Origin of the sequence: Vibrio sp. 10N.222.55.B11 (genome assembly GCF_041473705.1) — a bacterium.
Lineage (GTDB): Bacteria > Pseudomonadota > Gammaproteobacteria > Enterobacterales > Vibrionaceae > Vibrio > Vibrio crassostreae_C.
Map to the genome: position 1 here is coordinate 90,415 of NZ_JBFRST010000055.1, position 23,799 is coordinate 114,213.

The 23,799-nt window shown below is 44.6% G+C and carries 19 protein-coding genes and 1 pseudogene; 4 read left to right on the top strand and 16 right to left on the bottom strand.

The features are described from left to right. Positions 1 to 219: 219 nt before the first annotated feature. The 8 genes from AB4503_RS19280 to AB4503_RS19315 form a co-directional block, all read right to left on the bottom strand. The gene (locus AB4503_RS19280) at positions 220 to 2,982 is read right to left on the bottom strand and encodes a M16 family metallopeptidase (RefSeq protein WP_372115583.1); all 2,763 of its coding nucleotides are present in this window, start codon (positions 2,980 to 2,982) and stop codon (positions 220 to 222) included. 175 nt (positions 2,983 to 3,157) lie between these two features. After that, positions 3,158 to 4,006 (bottom strand): LytR/AlgR family response regulator transcription factor, encoded by an 849-nt coding sequence (locus AB4503_RS19285; RefSeq protein ID WP_372115584.1) that lies wholly within the window; start codon positions 4,004 to 4,006, stop codon positions 3,158 to 3,160. A 72-nt stretch (positions 4,007 to 4,078) separates the two neighbouring features. Continuing rightward, entirely contained in the window at positions 4,079 to 5,113 is a 1,035-nt protein-coding gene (locus AB4503_RS19290) for a sensor histidine kinase (RefSeq protein ID WP_372115585.1), read from the bottom strand. Then, on the bottom strand, positions 5,113 to 6,405 hold the full coding sequence (locus tag AB4503_RS19295) for a hypothetical protein (RefSeq protein ID WP_372115586.1): 1,293 nt from the start codon (positions 6,403 to 6,405) through the stop codon (positions 5,113 to 5,115). Before AB4503_RS19295 ends, AB4503_RS19290 begins: the two co-directional genes overlap by 1 nt. A 9-nt stretch (positions 6,406 to 6,414) precedes the next feature. Further along, positions 6,415 to 7,191 (bottom strand): outer membrane lipoprotein-sorting protein, encoded by a 777-nt coding sequence (locus AB4503_RS19300; RefSeq protein WP_372054487.1) that lies wholly within the window; start codon positions 7,189 to 7,191, stop codon positions 6,415 to 6,417. Then, a complete protein-coding gene (locus AB4503_RS19305) occupies positions 7,184 to 8,461 on the bottom strand; it encodes an ABC transporter permease (protein ID WP_372115587.1) in 1,278 nt (425 codons plus the stop codon). The genes AB4503_RS19300 and AB4503_RS19305 overlap by 8 nt, the downstream gene beginning before the upstream one ends. Next, entirely contained in the window at positions 8,449 to 9,147 is a 699-nt protein-coding gene (locus AB4503_RS19310; RefSeq protein ID WP_372115588.1) for an ABC transporter ATP-binding protein, read from the bottom strand. The genes AB4503_RS19305 and AB4503_RS19310 overlap by 13 nt, the downstream gene beginning before the upstream one ends. A gap of 46 nt (positions 9,148 to 9,193) precedes the next feature. Then, positions 9,194 to 9,874, bottom strand: coding sequence for a hypothetical protein (locus AB4503_RS19315; RefSeq protein WP_017065104.1), 681 nt, complete (start codon positions 9,872 to 9,874; stop codon positions 9,194 to 9,196). A 471-nt stretch (positions 9,875 to 10,345) separates the two neighbouring features. Between AB4503_RS19315 and AB4503_RS19320 the strand changes: the two genes are divergently transcribed. The 3 genes from AB4503_RS19320 to AB4503_RS19330 all read left to right on the top strand — a co-directional run bounded on the left by AB4503_RS19320 (position 10,346) and on the right by AB4503_RS19330 (position 15,350). Further along, complete coding sequence (locus AB4503_RS19320) at positions 10,346 to 10,705, top strand: hypothetical protein (protein WP_372115589.1); 360 nt, start codon at positions 10,346 to 10,348, stop codon at positions 10,703 to 10,705. Positions 10,706 to 10,814: 109 nt separating this feature from the next. After that, positions 10,815 to 14,159 (top strand): hypothetical protein, encoded by a 3,345-nt coding sequence (locus AB4503_RS19325; protein WP_372115590.1) that lies wholly within the window; start codon positions 10,815 to 10,817, stop codon positions 14,157 to 14,159. Between the two features lie 360 nt (positions 14,160 to 14,519). Then, positions 14,520 to 15,350, top strand: coding sequence for a hypothetical protein (locus AB4503_RS19330; protein WP_372115591.1), 831 nt, complete (start codon positions 14,520 to 14,522; stop codon positions 15,348 to 15,350). Positions 15,351 to 15,589: 239 nt separating this feature from the next. On the opposite strand, the gene AB4503_RS19335 is transcribed toward AB4503_RS19330, so the two are convergent. The 8 genes and pseudogenes from AB4503_RS19335 to phhA form a co-directional block, all read right to left on the bottom strand. Beyond that, on the bottom strand, positions 15,590 to 16,465 hold the full coding sequence (locus AB4503_RS19335; protein ID WP_372115592.1) for an NAD(P)-dependent oxidoreductase: 876 nt from the start codon (positions 16,463 to 16,465) through the stop codon (positions 15,590 to 15,592). Positions 16,466 to 16,477: 12 nt separating this feature from the next. Next, positions 16,478 to 16,642, bottom strand: a pseudogene (locus AB4503_RS19340) (LysR family transcriptional regulator); the annotation flags it as partial. A 161-nt stretch (positions 16,643 to 16,803) separates the two neighbouring features. Beyond that, positions 16,804 to 17,520, bottom strand: a complete 717-nt coding sequence (locus AB4503_RS19345) for a YebC/PmpR family DNA-binding transcriptional regulator (RefSeq protein ID WP_017057670.1) — start codon at positions 17,518 to 17,520, stop codon at positions 16,804 to 16,806. 96 nt (positions 17,521 to 17,616) lie between these two features. Continuing rightward, on the bottom strand, positions 17,617 to 17,826 hold the full coding sequence (locus AB4503_RS19350) for a DUF3283 family protein (protein WP_004732615.1): 210 nt from the start codon (positions 17,824 to 17,826) through the stop codon (positions 17,617 to 17,619). 240 nt (positions 17,827 to 18,066) lie between these two features. Further along, positions 18,067 to 18,924 (bottom strand): hypothetical protein, encoded by an 858-nt coding sequence (locus AB4503_RS19355; protein ID WP_136974001.1) that lies wholly within the window; start codon positions 18,922 to 18,924, stop codon positions 18,067 to 18,069. Between the two features lie 126 nt (positions 18,925 to 19,050). Next, the gene (locus tag AB4503_RS19360) at positions 19,051 to 20,151 is read right to left on the bottom strand and encodes a Fic family protein (protein WP_017065111.1); all 1,101 of its coding nucleotides are present in this window, start codon (positions 20,149 to 20,151) and stop codon (positions 19,051 to 19,053) included. A gap of 141 nt (positions 20,152 to 20,292) precedes the next feature. Beyond that, the gene (locus tag AB4503_RS19365) at positions 20,293 to 20,631 is read right to left on the bottom strand and encodes a 4a-hydroxytetrahydrobiopterin dehydratase (RefSeq protein ID WP_017065112.1); all 339 of its coding nucleotides are present in this window, start codon (positions 20,629 to 20,631) and stop codon (positions 20,293 to 20,295) included. Next, the gene (phhA, locus tag AB4503_RS19370) at positions 20,621 to 21,415 is read right to left on the bottom strand and encodes a phenylalanine 4-monooxygenase (RefSeq protein ID WP_017065113.1); all 795 of its coding nucleotides are present in this window, start codon (positions 21,413 to 21,415) and stop codon (positions 20,621 to 20,623) included. The genes AB4503_RS19365 and phhA overlap by 11 nt, the downstream gene beginning before the upstream one ends. Before the next feature lie 199 nt (positions 21,416 to 21,614). Here phhA and AB4503_RS19375 point away from each other — a divergent pair, with 199 nt between their 5' ends. Next, positions 21,615 to 23,654, top strand: a complete 2,040-nt coding sequence (locus AB4503_RS19375; protein ID WP_372115593.1) for an acetoacetate--CoA ligase — start codon at positions 21,615 to 21,617, stop codon at positions 23,652 to 23,654. Positions 23,655 to 23,799 lie beyond the last annotated feature (145 nt).

Below are 23,799 nucleotides of genomic sequence, written 5' to 3' on the forward strand. Positions count from 1 at the left end.
TCTTTGTGATCTAGATCTTTATTTTATAAATCACCAATCGTTATGTAAGATCGCTGTGCTCATTTAAAGTGGTGTTTTGATAAGAGCCTAATACATCGATTTTAGACTCGCTTGTCAGTGCAATAAAAAAAAGCCAAATGCTTGAACATTTGGCTTGTAAGTGAATCCACATATAAAAAGTAGAAGCGGCTTTCAAGAAAACCACTCACCTAACTAGACCTAACCTTGTGGGCTTAACAAATTCTTCAGCTGATAGCTGTTATCACCAAAAATTTCTTTCGCATACTCTGTCATGTCTTGACTAGAAATTGAGTCTGCCGTCCCCTGCAGGTCGAACAACACCTCAAAACCATAGTCATGAATCAAATAACGAGAAATAAACCAAGCTTGTTCGGTAGGCTTATATTTAAGTGGAGTAAGGTCCGCTACAAGCTGCTTAGCGGCCGTCCGAGTCTCATCTTCAGAAATCCCTTTTGCCGCTTCAGCAATGACCTTATCAATCGCCTGTTCAATTTTATCTGAGTTTTCTGGAGCCGTTAAAGAGCCGATTAACCAGTCATAACTCGGCTCACTGTCTTGTGCAACCGAGTACACATAAGGCGCATAATCCAAACCTAACTCTTCACGAACATAAGCCGTTAAACGGCTCGACAACACGCGCTGAAGCATATCGTCCATAAACACATCTTTTGCGGTTTGATCCCGAGCTTGCTGGGAAATCACACGCAATAAATACTGACTGCTGTCTTCATTATTGACGGATATATCCATTCGTTCTTTCGAATCAGGACTATAAGCCACCTGATAATCAGGAGACACAGCGGCTTCTAATGGCAACGATGCAACGTATTGACGCACAAGAGGCTTAATTTCAGCGGGGTTAATATCAGCAACAATAACCAATGTATTGTCTCTTAATTTTTGAAAGAGTTGATGCTGTACGTCTAGTATATCTTGCGACGTGACAGCTTTAATATCGTCACTTTCAAGCATCATGTGACGGCTGCTTGTTTGATAGCTATTGCGATTAACCATCTGAATAAACTGACCAACTGGTGTTTCTAAATATGCTGTACGATCTTGAGCAAATTCAGACTTCACAGCCTCAAGCTGGGCACTGTCTATTTTAGGTTCGGTTACAATGGTATGGAGCGCAGCTAAACCCTCTGCAAGCGTCTTTTTCTTGGCGCTTATTTCTAAACCATGATGAGTAAAGTTGATAAAGGGGTAGATTTCAATGTCTTCGCGTCTCAAGTGAGCGGTGAACTCCGAACCACTAAATTTACCAACACCACTACGAATCGAAGCTGGCAGAGCAATCTCTACAGCAGGAAACAGCGAAGGACTCAGCGCCGCTTTTCCCCCCTCACTTGCATAGTAAACCCCAACACTATTACCAGCCTCAGAGTTACGGAGATACAAAACTTCAATGCCGTTGCTTAGTGTCCATTGCTTCAAATTAGGATCGTCACTCACCTGAACTTGTTTTACAATTTCACCTTGAGACGCTGGTACACTAAACGCCGAGCTTGCAGTAACGAGCAATGGTCTGTTACCTGTCTTTTTATAGGCTTTTCTGACATCTTTTAGCTCGTTATTCATTGCCTGCAAGTCTTCTTTAGACGATAAACCTAATCCCAAAATATATGGACTAGAAAGTAAATCATCTAAATTATCATTTACGGCTTCTAGATCCGTACTCGAAAGAAACTCTTTCAAGCTCGACTTATAATCAAGCTGTGATTGAACCGTTTGGTTAATCACCAGCGCCGTCGACTTACCGTCAGCATGAGCTACTGCGTCCATTCTCTCCCAGTTAGCTTGAATGTCATCAAGGTTAGCTTGGTATTGCTGTATCACACTCGTGAATTCATATTCGCTCACACCATAATCACGCAATGAGGCGAGAGTAGAAATAAACTGCTGCTGGCTTTGCTCTCGACTATCGATAGGAAAGCCAACCGTAGTAATGGAATACCTTTGGTACTCTAAGAAATAGGGAGTCGAAGCAACCCATTGCACTGGCAATGCAGCGTCAACAAAATCTGAATTCAACCTTTGTTGGATGAGTTGTTGAGCAATATCATCTAGCCAAAGCTGATGTTGTTGCTCATGGCTCTGTGTCACTCTTTGCCCACGCTCAATCACTATCCCGATGCTCGGTGGCTCGCTCCCAGCTCCATACGCCACAAAATCTTGAGTATTGTAATCCGCTGACGTGTTCTTCACGGGAACCGGTGTTGTGCCTCTTTGCCAATCAGAGAAAGTTTCTTCAATCAAAGGGATCACTTCTGCCAGAGTGATATCACCAGAGACAATCACCTCGGCTAACTGAGGTTGATACCAGGTTTGGTAATAGTTATTTAACTCTTGAACATTCGCATTAGAAACGGATTCTTTATTGCCAATGGGATCGTTGGTTTGGTAATTCGTGCCTTCAACCATATGATCGTAGAATTTAAATGAGAGAGGCTTATTTTCAACTCGTGTGTGTCGAAATTCTCCTAATATCACCCCTTTCTCTTTTTCGATCTCAGCGCCGGACAGCAGTAAACCATCGCCAATATCTCTAAACCATGCCAACGCTTTATCTAGATTCTTGTTGTCGGGTAGATCTAACTTATAGAAGGTTTCTTGATAAGAGGTATAAGCATTTAAGTCAGCGCCAAAGCTAGCACCAGATTGCTCAAATAACTCTACTACATCATTCCCTGAAAAATTGTTGCTGCCATTAAACGCCATGTGCTCAACAAAATGGGCATAACCTTTTTGTTGATCGCTCTCTTGAAAAGAGCCGGCATGCACAAGTAAGCGTACCGATACTGGTTGTTCTCGGTCAGGGTAAACGTGGTAGGTTAAACCGTTATCTAATTCACCTGTGACCCAATATGGATCGGATTTCAATAACGTTTGTTGATGAGGAGTAGAACTGCAACCTAGCAATGTGGAGCTCAATACGACGACTAAATAGTATGCTTTCATAACGATCTCTTTGAAGGGCTTTGCTTCAATATATCCGATCGCCAAAGTGTAATAATTCGCCATTAAATCAAACGACTAAAATTTTAGAGTCACTCGATATAAATATGAAAGTGTTTAATTTATAAATTACATGAATCAATTATAAAGGTGATATGTCGCGCCTTTTGCTCGTACGCTACATACCCTTAAACAACGCTTGCGAGGCACGGCTGATCGGTAGCTTTTCCCCTGACACATACGCCGACATCTGACCTGAGAGCCCTTTCTTCACCTTATCAATGGCGGAAACTTTCACTACCACTGAACGGTGGATTTGCCAAAACTCATCAGGATTGAGTTGCGCTATCAACTCTTTTAGTGACACGCGAAGAATATACTCCTCTAGCGATCCCCCTTGACCCTTCTTAAATATAGACACGTACTTGTCTTCTGCTTTGAAGTAAGCGACATCATCGACGGCGATTAGGTGAATGTCTTCCCCTACACTGGCTTTGAGCCATGTGAGATACTTTTTCTCCGATAGATAAGGAGGCTGCGTTTGCTGTGACGTCGACTGGGATAGTTGTTGAAGCTGAGCCATTAACGCCGTGATATCGGGCTGTTCTGGCGTGGTACCTGTTTGTGTTTGATTGCTCGACAGACGCGCTTGCACTTTCTGACATGTGGCTAGTAAACGCTCTTCATTGATTGGCTTAAGCAGGTAGTCCATCGCATTGTGATCAAAAGCTTTGACCGCGTATTCGTCATAAGCCGTGATAAACACAATCAATGGCGGTGAATCTAACTTGTTGAGTTGTTTCGCCAGAGAGATACCATCCTGTTCCGGCATACGAATATCGAGAAAAGCCACGTCGGGCTTAAGCTGCTGAATACTCTCCATCGCCTCCAAACCGTTTTGTGCTTTACTGACGATTTCTAACTCCGGCCAAACCTCAGCAAGGCTCTTGTCTAAGTGGTGCCTTAACAGTGCTTCATCGTCTGCGATTATCGCCGTTACGCTCGGCTGTACTGTTGGGTTGTTCATGGTTAGTCCTTTAAATTCACACTGTAAATCGTCTATTTTGCGTCACTGTTCGGTGTTTTCTGATCTGTAATTCTAGGCGGCTGCCTCAGTCAACGGTAACAAGATCGTCGAGACTACCCCGCCTTCAGCGTGTTCAGTAATCGTTAGGCTCGCCTTATCACCATACAGGGTTTCGATTCTTTGACGAATATTGCTTAACCCAACACCGTGACCCGTATTCGCAGAAGGCGTTTTCAACCCAGCGCCATTATCAGCCACTTCAATTTTTAGCTGCTGTGCTTGTTGAGTAATACGAATATTCACTTGGCCACCAGCGGCTTTGGGCTCGATGCCGTGCGTGAGTGCATTCTCGACCAAAGGTTGAATCAAGAACGGTGGAATCACCTGCAAATCGCTAATCTCGTGTGTTTCAATCGAGAACGTTAAGCGCTCACCCAAGCGTATCTTTTGGATATTAAGATAAGCGTCTAACAAGTCGACCTCTTGTGCGATGGTCGATTGTTCAGTGCGGCTGTTTTTCAGAGTTACACGCAATAAGTCAGTCAGTTTTTCGAGCATCAACTTGGCTTTCGCGCTGTCACTCTCAATCAATACATTGATGGTCGCAAGCGTGTTGAATAGGAAGTGCGGCTCAATTTGGCTTTGCAGCTGTTTTAACTGGCTAAGTACAACGACCTTTTCTTGATCAGATTGGCGACGCTTCGCCACCTCTAATTCATTATCGGCACGTAGCTGCTGCTCTCTTGTGTAGAAATAGTAATAGCAAACCGAACAGAAGATCACACCGAGCAAGACTACAGATTTAAGGTCCGAGATATTAGCCCCGAAATACCCGTTCAACCAATAGTGTGCATTCAAGGTACCAAGGGTCATTGCAATCACCATTGATACCCCTACATCAAATGCCTTTGATTTCCTTTTGAATAGTTCAACCAACACAAACGAAGAGCCAACTGCGCTGTAGCCAAAGCCGAAGCTGATGGCCAAGTTAAGCGTAAACCCGCCTCCCCAAATCGTATTGGTTGTAATTGCAATAAGAACGCAAAATAGCGTAGTGAACGCGAAGCTTTTAATCCATGAAAAGCGACTGTTTGAAGAAGTGTCCATTAAAATCGTCCTTTGATATTTAAAAGAATCATATGACTATCCGGTAAGTTGGCGTAAGCAGAATCACTTTTACCGCCTAGAAAGCGTGCAGCAAGTTCCAATTCCAACGATGAATCGCCATTATCGAAAGCCTGATAATTGAGCCACTGCGTAGCAATAAAGCCACCGTCTTGTGGAGACAGCATGACATCAAATGTTGGCGTGATATCTTCAAGCCAGCCATGTGTCGAGTCCAAAGACCAGTGAAACATGAGGTTGTGTTGAACCAAATTGGCGTGTTGATAGCCTTGAGCGTAAGAGCCCGCCAACGATATTGTCATGGGATTAAGAGACAAAGATTCCGCATTCTCTAAAGCGCTTTGCCACTCAGAGTCACTCCAAGCGCGGCTATCAAACCAGTATTCCAGTACCACATTGTGGCCCGTCTCGTTGACCCATATCAGTCCGAGTAAGGCTTGGTAAGCCTCGCCCTGCTCTTCTAGATAAACCGGTTTATGCAGTGAGTTAGGCTGGCTGTAACCCAAACTTTGTCGCTGATAAACCATCGAACCGTGAAACTCCCACGCGAGATTTAATACCGACACCAAGCTCGCTCCAAGCAAGCCGTGGCGTACATCGTCGTAATAAGCGATCCATTGATATTCGTGATCGCCAACCAGATTGTAACGACGTATCCCAAAGCCTTGTTGCTGATTCTGCTTTTCGAATTCATTTACGTCTTGGGAAGTCCATGACGAATCGCTGTAAAGCAGTGTCCATTCGCCCGTCATATCGAACAGTGACGCCGAGGCAACACCTGCGCCCTCTTCTGCGACAATGCCCACTGGGTTTTGTCGATAAGGTTTGATGATGTCTAACGGTCGATAGCCATAGCCCACGCCCCAATCCAAACGAACCTTGCCAAGCGTGACATCAAGATAGTGGTCACCGAACGCTGAATTAGACAGTTCAACACCACCTTGCCAAAACAGCTCGCGCACAATGAATTCCGATTCAAAGCTCGCCTCATTCCCCTGTGGGTCATTGCTCAAAATGTCGTTGGCTTTCATTGCAAACAGGCCAAGCCAATTGTTATATCCAACCTCTAGATCCAGCAAGCCATTTAAAGACTGACGATTATCAGACGCTAAAGGGCTAAATGGTGACTCTCTCGATTCAACGGCCTCAGCACTCAATTGCCAGTCCCAGGCTAGGTTCAGATCGTCCGCTTGAGTCGTATTACTCATACAAGGCAGCACAAGGAAAGTAACGATTAAAGGCTTGATGTGGAATCGACGACTAGAAGCTTTCATGGCACCCACCTAAAGCCCAGACACGCTGTTACGCGATAAGTAAGCAGGGTTGTAGTATTTGTCAGCCAAGGCTTGTTCACTCACCTCGCGGTACTCAATCACGGTTTTCTTACTCGGCTGAATCTTATCGAGCAAGGTCATCGACACCACTGTTGGTAATCCATCACGCACGCCTTCAGTAAACCAAGCTTGTTTCGCCAGTTTTCCAGAACGCAGATACAGATCCGCTTTAACTGGGAATGCACGGTCTGCTGTTAACCACAGATCAATCGATTGATAGCTGGCACCCTTGGTTTTCGCCGTTAGCTTTAGATGATAAGTATCGAGTGTCTCGCCAGTCGACCTCTCAACCTGTTGCTCGGCAACCCACTTACCTTGGTAATCTTCGCTCCAAGTGAGCGTCGAAATGTCCCCTACCGAAGCTTCACCCAAGAGTTTCTGCATTGGTGTGATTCGGATAGGTCGGCGCGATTTCGGCATCAGTAACCAATAGTTGTCCTCTATCATCAGCATCTTTTGACCCGCCTCGACCGCCGACTTGAACACGACCAGCGACTCTCGGTTTGGTCTTGTGTAGACGTTGTATTCGCGGGTTTTGTCTAGTTGCTCGTCTTGATATAGCGCGACCAGAGATACCACTTTTGATGCCTGTTCGCTGTTCAAACGGTAGCTGTCTGCCTTAGCAATCATCTCGGTAACTTGCTGTGAATCGATAGCCCAGCTTGGTGCCGATGCTAGAGCCAACGCAGAACCTAAAATAGTGAGTGAACGAGTAAATTTATACATAAACCAGCGCCTCCGTGATTGGCTTATTTACGCCTTTGCGAGCAGAGAAATAAGCGGCTAGCAAACAGATCGTCAGTACACCCAAGGTGGCGTAACCAACCAATTCCAATGAGAAGTAAATATTGAGTGGGTAACCTTCGGTTCTGCCGGGAGGTGGTGGCATTTGGATATCCACCACCAGCAATAACACCGACACGAAGCCACTCACTAACGCGCCGATCGCGCTGCCAATCACAGCCAACAATCCCGCCTCTTTTAAGAAACCTGCGACGATTTCAGACGGGTAACTGCCTAGTGCCGACAAGGTGCCAATTTCACGAGTACGCTCGGTCACCGACATGGTCATGGTGTTAAACAACGACACAAACACTACCAATGCCATCACCGCGCCCATGATGCCGAAGATACGGTCGTAAAGGTCTTTAACCTTGGTGTAGAAGAACGCGCGACCTTGCCATGGGGTGAGCTCAATATCTGAGCCCTGTTGACCAACTTGCTTGTCCAAAGCCAATTGGATGCGCTGTTGAACCGTCGAAGTCTTGTTGGTTTCAAATAGAAACACCGACAAGGTACTGACTTTGTCTGACGCTAAAAGCTCTTGGGCAGTGGTGATGTGTACGTATAACTGACGCTTATCCAGCTCAGGCACTCCTGTCGAGTAAATACCCTGCACCTTAAAATCAAAAGCGTTCAATGCGCCGTCACTGGTGGTGGCGAGCAGTGTCACCCAATCATCAACCGCAACTTTGAGGTTGCGAGCAAGGTCGGTTCCCAGCATCACTTGTGGCTCTTGGCTGTCGTATCTGGGAGATTTCACATCAGAGAGAGTTTGACCACTGCGCACATCAAGGAATGGTCCTTTCATATCGAACTCGCGCTCATTGACGCCCGTTCCCATAAAGATGGTCGATTTGCTGCCGTTAGACACCAAACCACTAAAATAGACTCGTGGCTGCACACCACGCACGTCGCTGTCGCCAATAATGCTCTTAGTTAGCGCTTGAACGTTATCCAGACCATTACTCAGCGGCATATCTTCGTCTTGTTCAAAATAGCCTGGTGTGCTGAGTGTTAAATGCCCTGTATCTCGCGCGGTCGACTCTCGTAAAGATTCATAGGTATAGAGCCCATAGCCACCCGCCGAGGTGAGTGCAAACACGGCAATCGCCACAATCAGAACAGACAATAAGCTACGGCGGCCATTTCGTAGCAAATTCAGCCACGCCAAGCGAAGCGATTGCAAAAAGCCAAACTGCATTAACTTGCCCATGAGATTGCCTCCTTGTTTGACACTGAAGAGACCAACTTGCCATCCACCAACTCAATCACACGGTCGCAACGGTTAGCCATTCTTGGATCATGGGTCGCAACAATAAAGGTGGTGCCAAACTCGTGGCCAAGCTCGTGCATAATATCGATCACGTTATTAGCAGTGTGGCTGTCTAAGCTCGCTGTCGGCTCATCGGCGATTACTAAGCTTGGGTTGTGGATTAGCGCTCTGGCTATTGCGACACGTTGCTGTTGGCCACCTGAAAGATTGTCTGGGCGATGATGTACATATTCGCCTAGCCCAACACGCTCCAACATCTCTTGTGCTCTGGTCTGCTGTTCTTGTTTCGAACATTGGTTCAACATCAATGGGTAGGCCACGTTCTCAAGTGCCGTCATCACTGGAACCAGATTGAAGCGCTGAAATACAAAACCCAACGACTGACGGCGAAAGCGTGCAGCGGCGATTTGCTCTGTCGGATACGGTTTGCCATCAATATTGATCTGTCCTCGATAGCTCATATCCAACAAACCAAGAATATTCAAAAGTGTGCTTTTTCCAGAACCCGACGGGCCACACAACGCCACCATTTCACCGCGCTGGATATGGCCATCGACCCCGTTTAATGCATCAACACGTTGACCGCCTGTGACATATGCTTTGCCGATATCTTTAAATTCAATCATCCCGTTTTCCTCTGATTACTAACCAACTGTTTAGCTTCCATGCCCTTTATTTCGCTTTCGCTATTAGGGCCTTCGCAGTCATCGTTTCGATGTTGTCGGCATCGGCCGTTTCCATTTGCTCTAGCCACGCTTGTGCTTGCGTTAGGTCTTCAGCACGAATCGATGCCTCAATCGCATAACGGTAAATCCACGATGTCACAGCGAAATGCTGTTGCTGGAAAGCATCTTCAGCCAATAGCGAGAGGAACAGGTCATAACCACGATCGAAATGATTAAACATGTCTGGCAGAGAGGTGTAAGTAACGGCGGCCATTGCGCGAGTTAGGTAAGAATCTGGCAGCCCTTGAACACGGGGTTGTTCATGAATTGGCTGGTCTTCGTCTTTCAGCAGCACCAGTGATTTATCAATGGTTGATAAGCCTCTCTCCACATACTTCATCTTGTTCCAAGGTAAGAACGCATCACGCCCCATCAGGGTTTCTGTGCTTCCTAAATAAACTAAAGTCAGTGGCGTAGCGCCGTCTTGTTGCAGCGTGTCATTAAGGCGTTCATAAGCCACCTCAACCAAGTCTTCATTGCCTTGCGCCGCTTGGTTGTAGATATCGAGCACGTCTGAACTCGGGTTCGCTAAAGCTAACGACGGTGCAAACGAAACAAGAGCAATCAGCAATGAACGCTTAAGCACAGAAGTTGTAGAGCCTGAATTAAATGAGTGTGAAGTAGTCATGATTTCTAATCCCTTTCAAATGTTGACGTTGAAAGGTTAACTAGAATTTGTCGTGCAGTTTTACCAATGCGACGAATGGTAATAATGAGGAGTGAATGGCTGAGCTGGGGAGTGAATGGGAAATTCGAAAAGAAAGAATAAAACAGATAGGTCAATACATAATCTAATATTGCCAACTTGAGGCCTTAATCAGAGCTGACTCATTTCTGCCCCAAAATCATTCAGAGTAAATACTCATTCACATTTTCTTAGCGTGTTCACGTCATGCCAAAAGATATCCGAATTCAGCCCTCATAAAATAAGTTAGTTGCACGCATTATGATGAGAAAATGGCGATGTAATATTAAAAAGTGACTGTTCCCGATGAGCGACTGACTAATTGCGGCATTTGCTAATGATGCGCTTTCTATTGCAGAGGTGGTGGTTGTATAATAGCCCGCTCTAAAAATACTGATTAAGGAACAGGAACTAATGGAGTTTGTTACTAGCGCTCTCCTTGGTGGTGCGCTTTATGACTTGGTTAAGTCAACAATCAAACCAACAGCAGCTTTTGTAAAAGCCGCATTAGATAACTTGGTCAACTTAGATGATACGGTTGCAGCCGCCATTGCCCAGGAACTTGATAAGCGTGAGTTTAAAGACGCGGAATCTAAGGAGCAACTTGCGGCAATCATTGAGGCAAACGCCCAACTCCAAGCAATTGTTAATGAGTTAAACACTCAACCTAAGCAAGTCATCAATATCACGGCCAATGGTAATGGTGATGCATTCTATGGCGACAAGATCGGCGGCGACAAAATTGTCGTAAGCGGCGACGATAGCAAAAATTAGCGCTTCATAGGTTCCCCCCGACTTTACCCAGTAACTGAAATGTTCTGGGTAATACTCACTCATCTCACTTTCTTCGAAGTCTAAAAAGTACGCGCTCCAAGAGGTATCTATGAGTATTTGCAATATCACCAGTAACGGTTCTGGTGATGCGTTCAAAGGAAACAAATATGTCAATAATGGCGTATTTATTGACAAATTAATGGTGCAAGTTACCGATACCGTAAGTCTTGAACCAATTCGTCCTAGCCTTATCAAAGCGCTCAAATTTTTGCAGGAAAACAAAGTAAGTTCAGCATTAGAGCGTCTGGAGATAGTCAGTGAGATTACCACGTTAGACCAAGAGGCTAGATTGGCTGTTTCGTGTCTTAGAGTCATATTGACCAACGAGGTGACGACCGAAGACGCTCAAAGAGTCGAAGGATACAGCCAATGTCAGCAATTAGCTCCATTAACACAAGGCTTGGCAGAAGCGGCCTTACTCAAGCTCATCGAGCAAAGAAAAGGTGTGGATTCGGCCAACCAGAGGTTTGAATACATATCCAAAACATTGGATGACATAACTATACCTCAGTATGTTTACCTTCGCAGACTTGCGACAAAGGAATACGTGGAGGCTATCTGTGAGAGCATTGAAGCCTTATCCGATTTTGAACTTATCGCACTCTTTGAAAAGTCCATCGGCTTTTCTATGTTCGAGCAGGCTAAAAAAGTTCTGGATAGATTGCAACTTATCAAACCATTACACGAGTTTAAACGAGAGAATCTGATTCTCCAGTGTCAATCCACTCATAATGAAATAGATAAGGATTTTTACTGCCTTACATACGAAGAGAAAAACCGATTTGATAAATTGTGCACTGAGCTCGTTTCATTGATTGATGAAAGCGAGCTTCCTGATTTTAGACTGCTGCATATCCTTTGCCATTTGTTCCGTTATACACACATGACGAATGTGTCCATGGAGAACTGTATAAAGCGAAATAAAGAGCACTTAGAGGCCAAGAGTTTCTTTGATGACGATATGCTTGAGTCTCTTATTTTGGGTACGATGCGCAAGGATTTTGAAGAACTGCGCCAATACGAACCAGAAGAGCTGATGCAGGTGCTCGTCAATCAAAAGGAAGATGGTCATTGCAACTTTCATGCTTGCAAACTTCTCTATGAAAGCGGTGATAGCGAACTCATCCTGGGAACCCTTAATCTACTGGCCGAGAAGGACACTGTAGCAGCCAAAGCTAACATGATCGCACTGGCGGCAAGAAGCGCTCCTATTCTTGAGGAAACCGAGTTCCCCTTTAACGACATCGAAAGCGCGATACGCAGTTTTAAAGATATCACCCTAAATGCTTCATTCGTCAATATCGTTGCCCCCGAATTAGCAATGCATGGCTACCCTGAATTTGCTGTACTGCTATCAGATATTGTCTTTGGCGATTATGTTCCGTGGCTCTCTGAGCCTTTTTACTCGTACCTGTCTTATCTCCATGCCTCAAGACAGTTCCAAACGCTTGAGGAGAAGCTAGCCGCTCTTTCTCCGGAAGACAAAGAACGAGAAGAGGTGGTGACTCTCTACTCAATACTTGCTGGTAACCAAAAAGATTACCAGTTATCTGCACGCCTACTTCGTAACAACATAGATAAGTACCAAGAAAAGGAGCCCTTGGAGCCTTATGAAAAAAGAAACCTTGTGTACTTGTGGGGGCAATATCTTCAATCGGTGTATACACAAGACGAGGAGAAAGCGAGAGAGCTCTCACATGAGATCCCCTTGAGTATCTTTGATGATTACTTCGAAGATTACTCCTGGCGATTACTGTTTTATTTCTGCCATAGGATTGAGGATGTTGCAGAAACTATCATTGATTGGTTCTGCAATGACCCTCACAACAACGCCAAATACTATTTCAACCTAGTGTTCCACGCAGGGCAACACTTCCCAGAACAAAACTGGCCGATGGAAGCTGGGAAGTACCTGCACGCCTTTAACTACACAGGCGAACATCAATCACACATTAAGCTGGTAGTACGAAAGCTTTTTGTATCTAACTGCCCTCAATATCTCATCGAGAGCAATGGAACAGTTGCCAAAAGGCTTATCGAAGCTAAAAAGGGGGATGCATTATTATTGCCGGTTAAATTGTTTACCCTTGCCGACAAGATGTCTCCCATTCACGCTGTTTACCATATTGCTTCTGAAATAATGGACGATGATGAAAAAGAAGTGTTTCACATCATTCAGCTACCTGAAAATGCGACAGCTGAAGAGATATTGGCTGAAATTGAAAAGATAGTCGCTCCAATCAAGGAATCGAGAGAGAAACTGAAACCGTTAATGGAACAACCACTACCTGTGGACATGAAATATCGTTTTATAAACGGTCAGGATAATTTTCAAAAAGCGATTCTAGCGGTATTGTGCCCAGACATAAAAATTGTCATCAACAACAGTAACGAATCCCACGTCAACACACTATGCACCGACTTCGTTATTGATGAAATGACAGCTGTTTTCCTCGCATGTCTTGGGCCGAATGTATTCGATAATTGTACTTGGCATATGACGGAAGATGTATACACGTTATTGAATCAATATTGTGAATCGTATAAAGGCAAATGGCCTGTGTACAGTGACGATCACTACACCGTTTTCTTTGAGGGCTCTAATGATGAAGTGTCATTGCCTAGCAACTTCATTGCCAACTTGTCATTGATATTGGAGCGAACGCAACAGCACTCAGATTCAAAACTCAACGTGCCGTTGGAGATAAAACTAAAGTTAAGAGGTTTGTGTACCCATAGTTTCCTAATGAGTCACGCACTGGCAGTTAGCCTCAATATAGGGCATTTCTGTATCGATCATTTTACTAGGTTAGTGTTGCATGGCTTTGAGTTTTCTTCCATTCCGCTCCAGCCTGACGATTTTCAAGAAAAGATTATCAGAAACACCAGTATTGAGGTTATTCATAACCTGATCTGCTTAAACATTCAAAATAACTCCAGCTCTATGGCTTATGCGTGTATGGAGAACATAATTTACGATGGTGACGATACCCAGCTAGGCGCACTGACAAGTTTGATAGCAGCTCAGTCATCCACACTATGGGATCAAGACAGCATTAAAGGTCTTGTGCGAGCGTGCTTATGCAAGTTAGTACGACAGGCAATGCTATCTGAAGCTACAAGTGGAGTGGAAAATGTAATGCTTGCTCTGTTGCAGTCACTCACTTCTGGTGACACATTGCGTGACAAAGACATTAAGCCACTAGTGGAGTGCCTACCTATCCCTCTTCTCTCTGATGAGTTTCTTGAGCGAACTCAGCCTGAAGTTATCATTCTTGTAACAGACGCCCTGCGCAAAGTGACAGAACTTTATTGCGAGAGTTTAACCAAAGCCGTCAGGAAGAATAACCACTCTGCTTCAGGCTTTTGGGAGACGTTTGCAAAGCTATGCTGATTTATAACAAAAGCCATATAAGAAAACTACGCGCACTTTTTTGAAAAAACGTACACTCGTTATCTTTACATTAAATCTTCTGGTTACTTTGGAGGGGGCGGGTCAGACGTCTTCCCACAAAAGCAAAAGACTGGGTAAGGTGCAAATGCTGCATGAACCTATTCTTTCTTAGGCCACAAAGTGTCTATGGATTCGGTGGCTATTCACTATAACCTTTGCAGGTCTCACCTACATGAAAGCATTCGAAATAGAACCAAAACTAAAACCTGACATGTCTAACTTTCTGATACACATGACTGGAAGAGATGCAATTAAAAGTATTCTAAAAGGTGCAAGGGCGAAGGACTGATCCGATCTCAAGTGCCAAATGGCTCCAAGACAGACTCTTTTAAGCATAAGATTGCCTGCTTTACAGAGACTCCTATCTTTGCCCTTGGTGCATTTGTTGCCATATCAAAGCGTCGAGCTGACGAAAAAATGGAGTATGGGGTTGGATTTAGTAAAACCTATATGGTTGAAAGTAAAGTACGACCGACCATCTATCTAGACAATGACATATTGGGTCAGTTGTTTGCCATGTCCGAATCCACTCAGTCTGAAGATACAGACTCCCTTCTAAATTCACTTAAAGCTCTAGCACACCCGCTTGGCGAAACATCCCCAAAGCAAGGCTTTACATGGGAACGAGAGTGGCGCTATGTAGATGAGACTGGTTTCTACTTTGATCACAAAGCGATTGAAGTGATCTGCTGCCCTAAAGAAGAACAGATAGAACTCAAGCTCATTCTTGGTGATCATGCTGAAAAGATACGATTCGTTGATTCTTGGACACAATACAAAGACTACACCCAACATATAGAACATTCTGATTTTAAAGATAAGATTACGGAAAGGATGGCAGTCTACGATCAAGACGAGGTCGAAGAATTCTTAAAAGGCTATGACGAGTACATTGAGTCCTTGAGAGAGTATAAGGCATACCTGTCATCTCTACAGATTAATGTAGAGGCTATAGAGAAACATCTGCAAGAACTAGTTGAGTGGAAACAGTATGTTGATGCTCACACAGCAAGCTTCTGTGGTCATTTTTCGGAAGAAATCATATGGCGAGCTGATTTCGAGGAGACTTTTTGTCCTGATTGTTCAAGAGACTTCGATGAAGGTCTCGCTAGAGTTATGAGGGAAGATTAAAAATGCTATCGAATTTCCCTGTAGTCGTTCACTTAATTTAGCCAATAAAGTATAGGATTGCCGTACCTGAGATAATCAATTGATTCCTAAATTAGAAAGATCACTAACACGCTTATGTCCAATAGTGAGTTTCAGTACCAACGCTTTCACTGCATCCCTAAGTTCACACAAACAAAAATAGCCGCTAATTAGCGGCTATTATTAGTTACCTAAACGAAGCTTCTATTACTTCTACCTTTCTACTTCTTTGTTTCTTCAACCACAGCTTTCATCAATACAGAGGTATCCATGCGGCCTTCACCTTGTGCAGACAGAGCCTTGTATGCGTTGTTGGTCTTCTCCGTCAATGGAAGTTGAATGCCTTGGCGCTCAGCTTCATCGAGGCAGAAACCTAAGTCTTTGATCATCCAGTCAATGGCGAAGCCGAAATCAAACTTGTCTTGCGCCATTGTCGTAGCGCGGTTTTCCATCTGCCACGAACCAGCAGCGCCGTTTTTAAGGCAATCAACCAGAGTTGGGATATCCAAGCCTGATTTCTCAGCAAGCACTAAGCCTTCAGATAAGCCATTCAACACTCCTGCAATGCAGATCTGGTTAACCATTTTCGCGCGTTGGCCTTGGCCGACTTTACCCATAAGAACTGACGACTTACCGTAAGCTTCGAACACAGGTTGAAGGTCGTTGAAAAGCGCTTGTTCGCCACCACACATGATGGTTAGCACGCCATTTTCTGCGCCCGCTTGGCCACCAGATACAGGTGCATCCATAAAGCGAATACCGGCTTGCTTCGCTGCCACTTCAAGCTCTTCAGACAGAACTGCAGACGTTGTAGTGTGATCGACAAGAATCGCGTTTGGCTTCATCGCTGCCAATGCGCCTGTTTCGCTGGTTGTCATGCTGCGTACGTCGTCATCGTTACCCACACAAACCAATACCACGTCAGCTTCCACTACACACTCAGCCACAGATTCAGCCGCTTTACCTTGGTGTTTATCAGCCCAGCCTAGCGCTTTGCTGTGAGTGCGGTTAAATACCGTTACTTCAAAACCGGCTTTGACTAGATGGCCTGCCATTGGGAAACCCATAACGCCTAGCCCGATAAAACTTACTTTCATTTCTTTCTCCTTTTATTTGACCAAACCATCGCTATGAAAAGATCGAACACTCTCAATCAATGCATCAATAAGCAGGGTCAAAGCCTTTGGCTGATATTTTCTTTCTTTGTACACTAAATACGCTTGGCGATCACCCCGATGATACTCAGGGAGTACTTAAATCAGATTCATGTCGGGATAAGACGAACAATATAATGAAGTTCAGCGATAAATCGCGACCAGAGAACGCTTTGTCAGCCGTACATTATGGAACGATGATCAAGGAAAATCAGGTATAACGTTCATAAAAAAACCGAGCACTAGGCTCGGTTTTTTAATAACTGTTGTTACTGTAAAGATTACAGCTCAGCGTTGTGGTAAACCTGCTGAACGTCATCACAGTCGTCAAGCATGTCTAAGAACTTCTGGAATTTCTCAGAATCTTCTTCAGCTACTGGCGTAGTTGTTTGAGGAACGAAAGTGATTTCCTCAACGTCTAGCGTTAGCTCTGGGAACGCAGTGTTTAGTGCAGTCTTCGTTTTGAAGAACTCAGTCGTTGGAGCGAATACAGTGATTACACCGTCTTCTAGCTCAACGTCAGTCACGTCTACGTCTTCCATCATAAGCGTTTCTAGGATGATCTCGTCATCTTCGCCTTTGAACTGGAATACAGCTTGGTGAGCGAACATGTGAGAAACAGTACCTTCAACACCGATTTTCGCGCCAGTTTTAACGAAACATTGGCGAACGTCTTGGAAAGTACGGTTGCCGTTGTCAGTTAGACAGTCAACGATTACGCTTGTGCCACCTGGGCCAAAACCTTCGTAACGAGCTGGTTGGAAGTCTTCACCGCCGCCGCCGTTCGCTTTATCGATCGCTTTGTCGATAACGTGAGCTGGTACTTGGTCTTTCTTCGCTTTAGCAATCAGGTGCTTAAGAGGTAGGTTCATGTCTGGGTCAGAGCTGCCGTTCTTAGCCAGTACGTAAATCTCTTTACCGTATTTAGAATAAACTTTAATTTTTGCGCCTGCAGTTTTCGCCATTGAGGCCTTGCGCACTTCAAAACTTCTTCCCATCGGGATCTTCTCTCTGATTCAATTAACGGTGCAAATTCTAGCAAATTACTGTGTCATTTCAATTATACAGCACTGCTGGGCAAGGTTTGTCTGCGTTTATGCGACACCCATTACCCGTTTGTATTTTTCTACAGACTGATCAAACCAAGCCTTTTCTTCTGGGTCACCTAGCTTCATTGCTTCTTCAACAATGGCTTCAGGGCCACATTTCGCTTGCTTCAGTTTCCATACAAGAAACGATGCTTGCTTATCCAGTTCGATTTTATTTTTCTCGCTGGGTGGAAGGAGTGAAAGGTTGATAGACATTATTAGCCTTCGTCTGTAATACACTTGGCCGAGAAATATATCATAGAGCAGCCTCATAAAACCAATACTATGAGCAATAGTGGGGGTTGTAGGACGAGAAAGCAGCAAGTCGCTGATGCAGGTCAAGCTAGTTTGGGAAAGTGCGTTTAGCTCAAAGCACCAATAAGTTTGCACGATATAAGCCAGATCTCATATAAAATAAATAAGAAGAACACGGAGCGTCAATAACTGTGATCCTGTTTATTTCTCACTATCAGTGGGAACTCGCGTTAAGCCCTGCTTATTACTCACATTGAAAAACAAAGCAGCATCCCACGAAGACTCCATCAAATGAGAATAGATAGACATATTTTGTTTATTCTTATTTATAAGTAACTCTTTAATCGTGCCCAATGTGTTTGTGTTGGCATCAATCTGAGTCTGACAGTATTTAACAATAATGACAGGAGGAAGAGAGCCACCAACTCGAAATATGATGTATCCATCTCGTTCCAATTCCATACGAGAGTAGATTTTCATATTGTCAGGAGTTCCATCAATATCATTTATAATCTTCTTAAGCTTGCTATAAAACTCTAATCCATCACAAAAACATTTGTCATTAGCAATAAAACCATTGATTTCGTTAGTTTTATTACAATAATCCTCAACGGATTCAGGGGTAACTGGATACCGAGTCTCATTAATAATGTAACTACTTAAAGTTTTTAACAGCTCAGTCTCGCTCTTAGACAGTTTCATACCTAAGTCCAAAGCAACACTTACTAGGTTATGGCTATAAGCTCTGACCTTTTTTTCAAGTAAATCTTTAGGCGCAGATATGAGTAATGACACAACCCCTGATTTAAGTAACAACTCAAGTGCATAGCCCAACATCAAAACACTCGATTTGTAAGCAGCATCTTTGATAGTTAAGACCTCAAAAACATCACTTGATGTGTAAGAGGTAGTAGTCATTAATGATTCAAGTTCTAGTGTTTTCTGATTGCCGTTTTCTCTAAGTAATTTCGCACTAATGAGTTTGCTATCTGCCTCTTTAACCCAATCAAATTTATTGAAGATCCCTTTTTCGCCACTCGATTTTAAAGGTGCTTTCATCAAAGTCCTACTGTCTCGATTCATGTATGTTTAGTTGACTGAATATTGATTTGTAATTGAAGCTTAGAATACCACTGAAATCCGGTCACTAGAGGCATAGTAAGTTGAAGTATGAGCGTATCACTCCTATTCCGGCAACAGATAGCGCGTGCTTCTACCACCAGAACCAGATTTAACTAAGCAGCCATGCTCAATCAAAGCGTTCAAATGACGTGTTGCTGTGGCACTACTCACCTTTGCTACTTTCTGATATTGGCTGGCATTGATACCTTCTGAAAAATCACCATCGAGCATCCTATTCAGCACTTTTACTTGTTCTGCCGTAAGCTTGGTTTGATCGATGCTGCGCCAATAGTTAGTCTTATATACAGTTTGGTCGACCTCAGCGAAAACCCCTGTAAACGTCTCGTCTAACGTATCTAAGAACCACATCAACCATTCGCTAATATCGAGTCCCCCTTTCTGGGTTCGCTCCAATATCTCGTAGTAATGCTTGCGGTTAGCGAGAATTCCCACCGACATCGCATAGAAGCGTACCGACTGCTGCTCGGCCTGTGCTAACGCCAAGTCGGTCAACAATCGAGTAATACGACCATTACCATCATCTAACGGGTGTAAGGTGATAAACCAAAGGTGAGTGATTGCGGCTCGCAATAGAGGATCGAGTGTGGCGTCGGTAAGTGAATCATTAAACCATTTGATAAATGTATCTAGCTCAGCATCAAGAATGTCTCGGCTAGGCGCTTCAAAGTGCACGGTTGGGCGGTCAATTCTTCCTGATACCACTTGCATCGGAGCGTCACCTCGTAGCTGACCTCCAACTACAGGGTTAAACATGGTGTAGCCTTGAGGAAACAGTCTATCGTGCCAATGTAAGATCCTATCAAGCGCTAGTGGCTCTGTTAGGTTCTGCACCGCATCCAACATAATTTCAGCTAGGCCATCGGTTTGTTCTGTCGTTGGAAAAGGTCGATCTTCACTGACACCGAGTTTATTGGCTAAAGAAGACCGGACCGAGAAAGCATTAAGCTTTTCTCCCTCAATCGCACTGGAATGGACTATGTTCGCTAATAAGGTGTCGAGCATGGTTTGGGATTGATCTGCCGACTGTGAGGTAATCTTGCCCAATAGAATGCCCTGATTAAGCCGTACTTCTCTTAACCTCACGCCTATTTTCTGATTATCCCAAACAAAGTTTGGCCAATTATCTTGCTGCCAAATCCACATATTACACCCCATGATGCGAAAGTATCACTTATTCAACTCATACTATGAGCTGTTTAAGGCAATTATTCAACTCACATTATGAGCTGAATAATGAGTTAATCGCATCACAGAGGTTGCAAGAGTAACTCCTAACCTACAAAACTATTCACTCACCGCGAACACATCGCAGCGTGAGGCGCAGATGAAGTCATTTTTGTGCAGGCCTTTGATTGAGTGGCTCCACCAAGTGACGGTGACTTTGCCCCACTCCAATAAGATCGAAGGATGGTGGAACTCTTCTTCTGCCAGTTCTGACACTATGTTGCTGAATGCCCATGCTTGCTTGTAGTTCTTAAACTTGAACACCTTCTCAAGCTGCGGGATGCCGTCTCTTTCGATGATCTGCCAGTCTGACAACTCCAACAGTAAAGATTGTTGTTCATCTTCACTTAGGGCAATCGCGTCGATACTGCAGGCTTCGCATTTTTGTTCATTCAACATGTGTTGGTTCCTTGGGTTCAAAAAGTGGTGGTAGTAACCCCGCATCGATGGCGAGATCAGCTTGCTGTAATAGGTTTTCCTGACTGATTTTAAAGAGCTCAGATAGCTCGTCGATCACGTAATATTTCGGCTGCATGATGTCGATACGATAAGGCGTTCTTAAAACCGTTTGCAGATCGAACCGCTCGCGAACGGCCAAATCCCCTCCCAACGCATACATAGTTTCCGCTGGAGACGAAAGAATGCCACCGCCATAGATTTTCAGTTGTTGGCCTTCTTTTACTAAACCGAACTCAACCGTAAACCAATACAAACGGGCAAGATAAGCGCGCTGTTTAGATGTGGCGGCTTGGCCTAGTTTTCCATAATGCTCAGTGAAAGCCGCGAAATCGGCATTAGTGAGCATGGCACAATGGCCGAAAATTTCATGAAAGAAATCAGGTTCTTGTAAGTAATCGAACTCGTCTCGCGTTCTCAGAAATGTCGCAACTGGGAATTTCTTATTGGCGAGCAAATCAAAGAATCGGTCGAAATCGATCAATGCAGGCACAGGCTGAACTTGCCAACCGGTTGTTTCCATTAGCACTTTATTTATCTCTGGCAGCTGGGGAACTCTGTCTAATGGTAGATCCAGCAAGGTCAAACCGTGCAAATAAGCATCGCATGCGCGGTCATTAATCACGTCCAGTTGCCTTTTCACTAAGTCGTGCCAAATAGCGTCTTCTTCGAGGCTCCACTCAACCCATCCCTCTTGGCTCACGGGCTTAGAATGATATTGAGTCATTACACTCCTCCTTTCGAATGTCTCACTTTAAGCCTATCTCCACTCCTTATAAGCGCCAATTTGCGCGATTTTTCGAAACAAGCGATCGTGTAACATTTTATTTACACAATTCCACCAAGCGCTTATTTTGCTGAACTTTTGACTTTGTAAAACCTAAATACCAGACTGAAAAAGTTAACTTTTTGTTAAAGGTAAAGGAATGCACGAAAGCAATAAGCCCATTTGGCAGCCAAGCGAGCAGCGTATCGCCAATGCCAACTTAACCCGATTCATCGATAGCCTTGAACAGTCTTGGTTAAACCTAGATAGGGACGTAAAAAACTATGCCGAACTCCACCAATGGTCTGTAGTTCAGCCGGAATCGTTTTGGCAAAACGTGTGGCAGTTTTGTGGAGTAGTCGGCTCACAAGACTCTATTAACAAGGCAGAAAGCGAGACCATCAAAGCTCAAGGTGGGAGCCGCTGGCAGCAGCCTAAATCGAACCGTGATGCGGTTTGGTTTCCCAATGCACAAGTAAACTACGCCGAGAACTTGCTGCGTTTGGCACACACCATGCCTGATGAGCTTGCGATTTGGTTTGAGAATGAACGTGGCGAACAACAGAGTTATACATGGGAAACCCTGTGTGAAGCTGCCTCTAGTGTTCAGCAATGGCTTGTCGATAGCGGAGTGAAACAAGGTGATATAGTTGCTGCGTATACTCCCTATCTGCCACAAACCGTGATAGCCATGCTAGCCGCCACCAGCTTAGGCGCGATTTGGACATCGACCTCGCCTGATTTTGGAGTAGAGAGTGTGATTGAGCGATTCGGACAGGTGAAACCTAAGGTGCTGTTCACCTGTGACGGTTACACCTTCAATGGCAAAACGTTCGATATGGCGGGCAAGAACCGTGAAATCATCGAACACTTAAACGAATTAAAACAGGTGTGTGAGATCGGTTATTTGAAACCGAGTAATGACTTAGAGAAGAGCGATTTAGAGAAGAAAAAAGTTGAACATGATGTGTCGATTCTAAGCTGGCACAGCATCATTAATCACTATCAGACAAAACCTCTTCGATTTACTCGTGTCGGCTTCAATGAACCGTTGTTTGTACTCTACTCTTCCGGCACCACAGGCAAACCCAAATGTATAGTGCATTCTGTCGGTGGCACTACCATCAACCACCTAAAAGAGCACCAGCTTCATTGCGATATTAAACCAAGAGATCGCGTGTTCTACTACACCACTTGTGGTTGGATGATGTGGAACTGGCACGTATCTGCGCTCGCCAGCGGTGCTTGTTTGGTTATCTTTGATGGTAGCCCGGTTTACCCGCAACCTAACGTTCTATGGGATTTAGCGCAGCGTGCTGACGTATCGACATTTGGCACCTCAGCCAAGTACATAGAAGCGATTGAGAAAGCCGAACTCTCACCAATAGACAGTCACTCGCTTCCTCATTTGAGAACACTGTGCTCGACGGGTTCTGTGCTTTACCCAGAGCAGTTCGATTACGTTTACAAGCACATCAAGCAAGACCTGCATTTAGCGTCGATTTCTGGCGGCACGGATATTTGTGGCTGCTTTGTTTTGGGTAACCCAATCTCGCCTGTGTATCGCGGTGAGTGCCAACAGGCCGGGCTCGGCGTCGACATCAAGGTGTTCAATTCGTCTGGTCAAAAGGTCGATCACGAACGTGGCGAATTAGTATGCACCAACTCCCTACCCAACTTCCCCGCTGGCTTTTGGAATGACACCGGAGAGCGCTATCACAGCACCTATTGGGATAGGTTCGACAATGTGTGGCATCACGGTGATGAAGTCGCACAGAGCGAACATGGCGGCTACCTGTTCTACGGGCGAGGCGACACCACACTCAACCCCGGTGGCGTGCGAATTGGTACGGCCGAAATCTATCAGCAAGTGAACACCATTGACGGCATCATCGATTCGATAGCAGTCGGTAAAAACATCGACCGCAATGAACAGGTATGGCTGTTTGTTCAGCTGCAGCAAGGTGTGAGTTTAGATGAAAAGTTACTGACAGCCATCAAAAGCAAACTCAAATCCTCTTGTTCGCCAAGACACGTGCCAAGCCAGATATTTGCGATCAGCGACGTGCCAAAAACACGCTCTGGCAAACTGGTGGAGTTGGCTGTGAAACAGGTGATCAATGGCAAAAATGTAGAAAACCTCGGGGCTATCGCTAACGCCGAGGTTTTGGAAGAGATAAAGAGTGTTGTTTCGCTTTAATAGTTAGAACAGAACTATGAGATAAAGGGCCAGTCAAAGGTGCAAGTTCAAAAGCATTCAGCCCTTTGCTGTTCTTTCTAATATTTGCGTTTACTGCAAGTTACCCATCACCATAACAGAAAGTCAGTAGCAATTTTCTATTCCC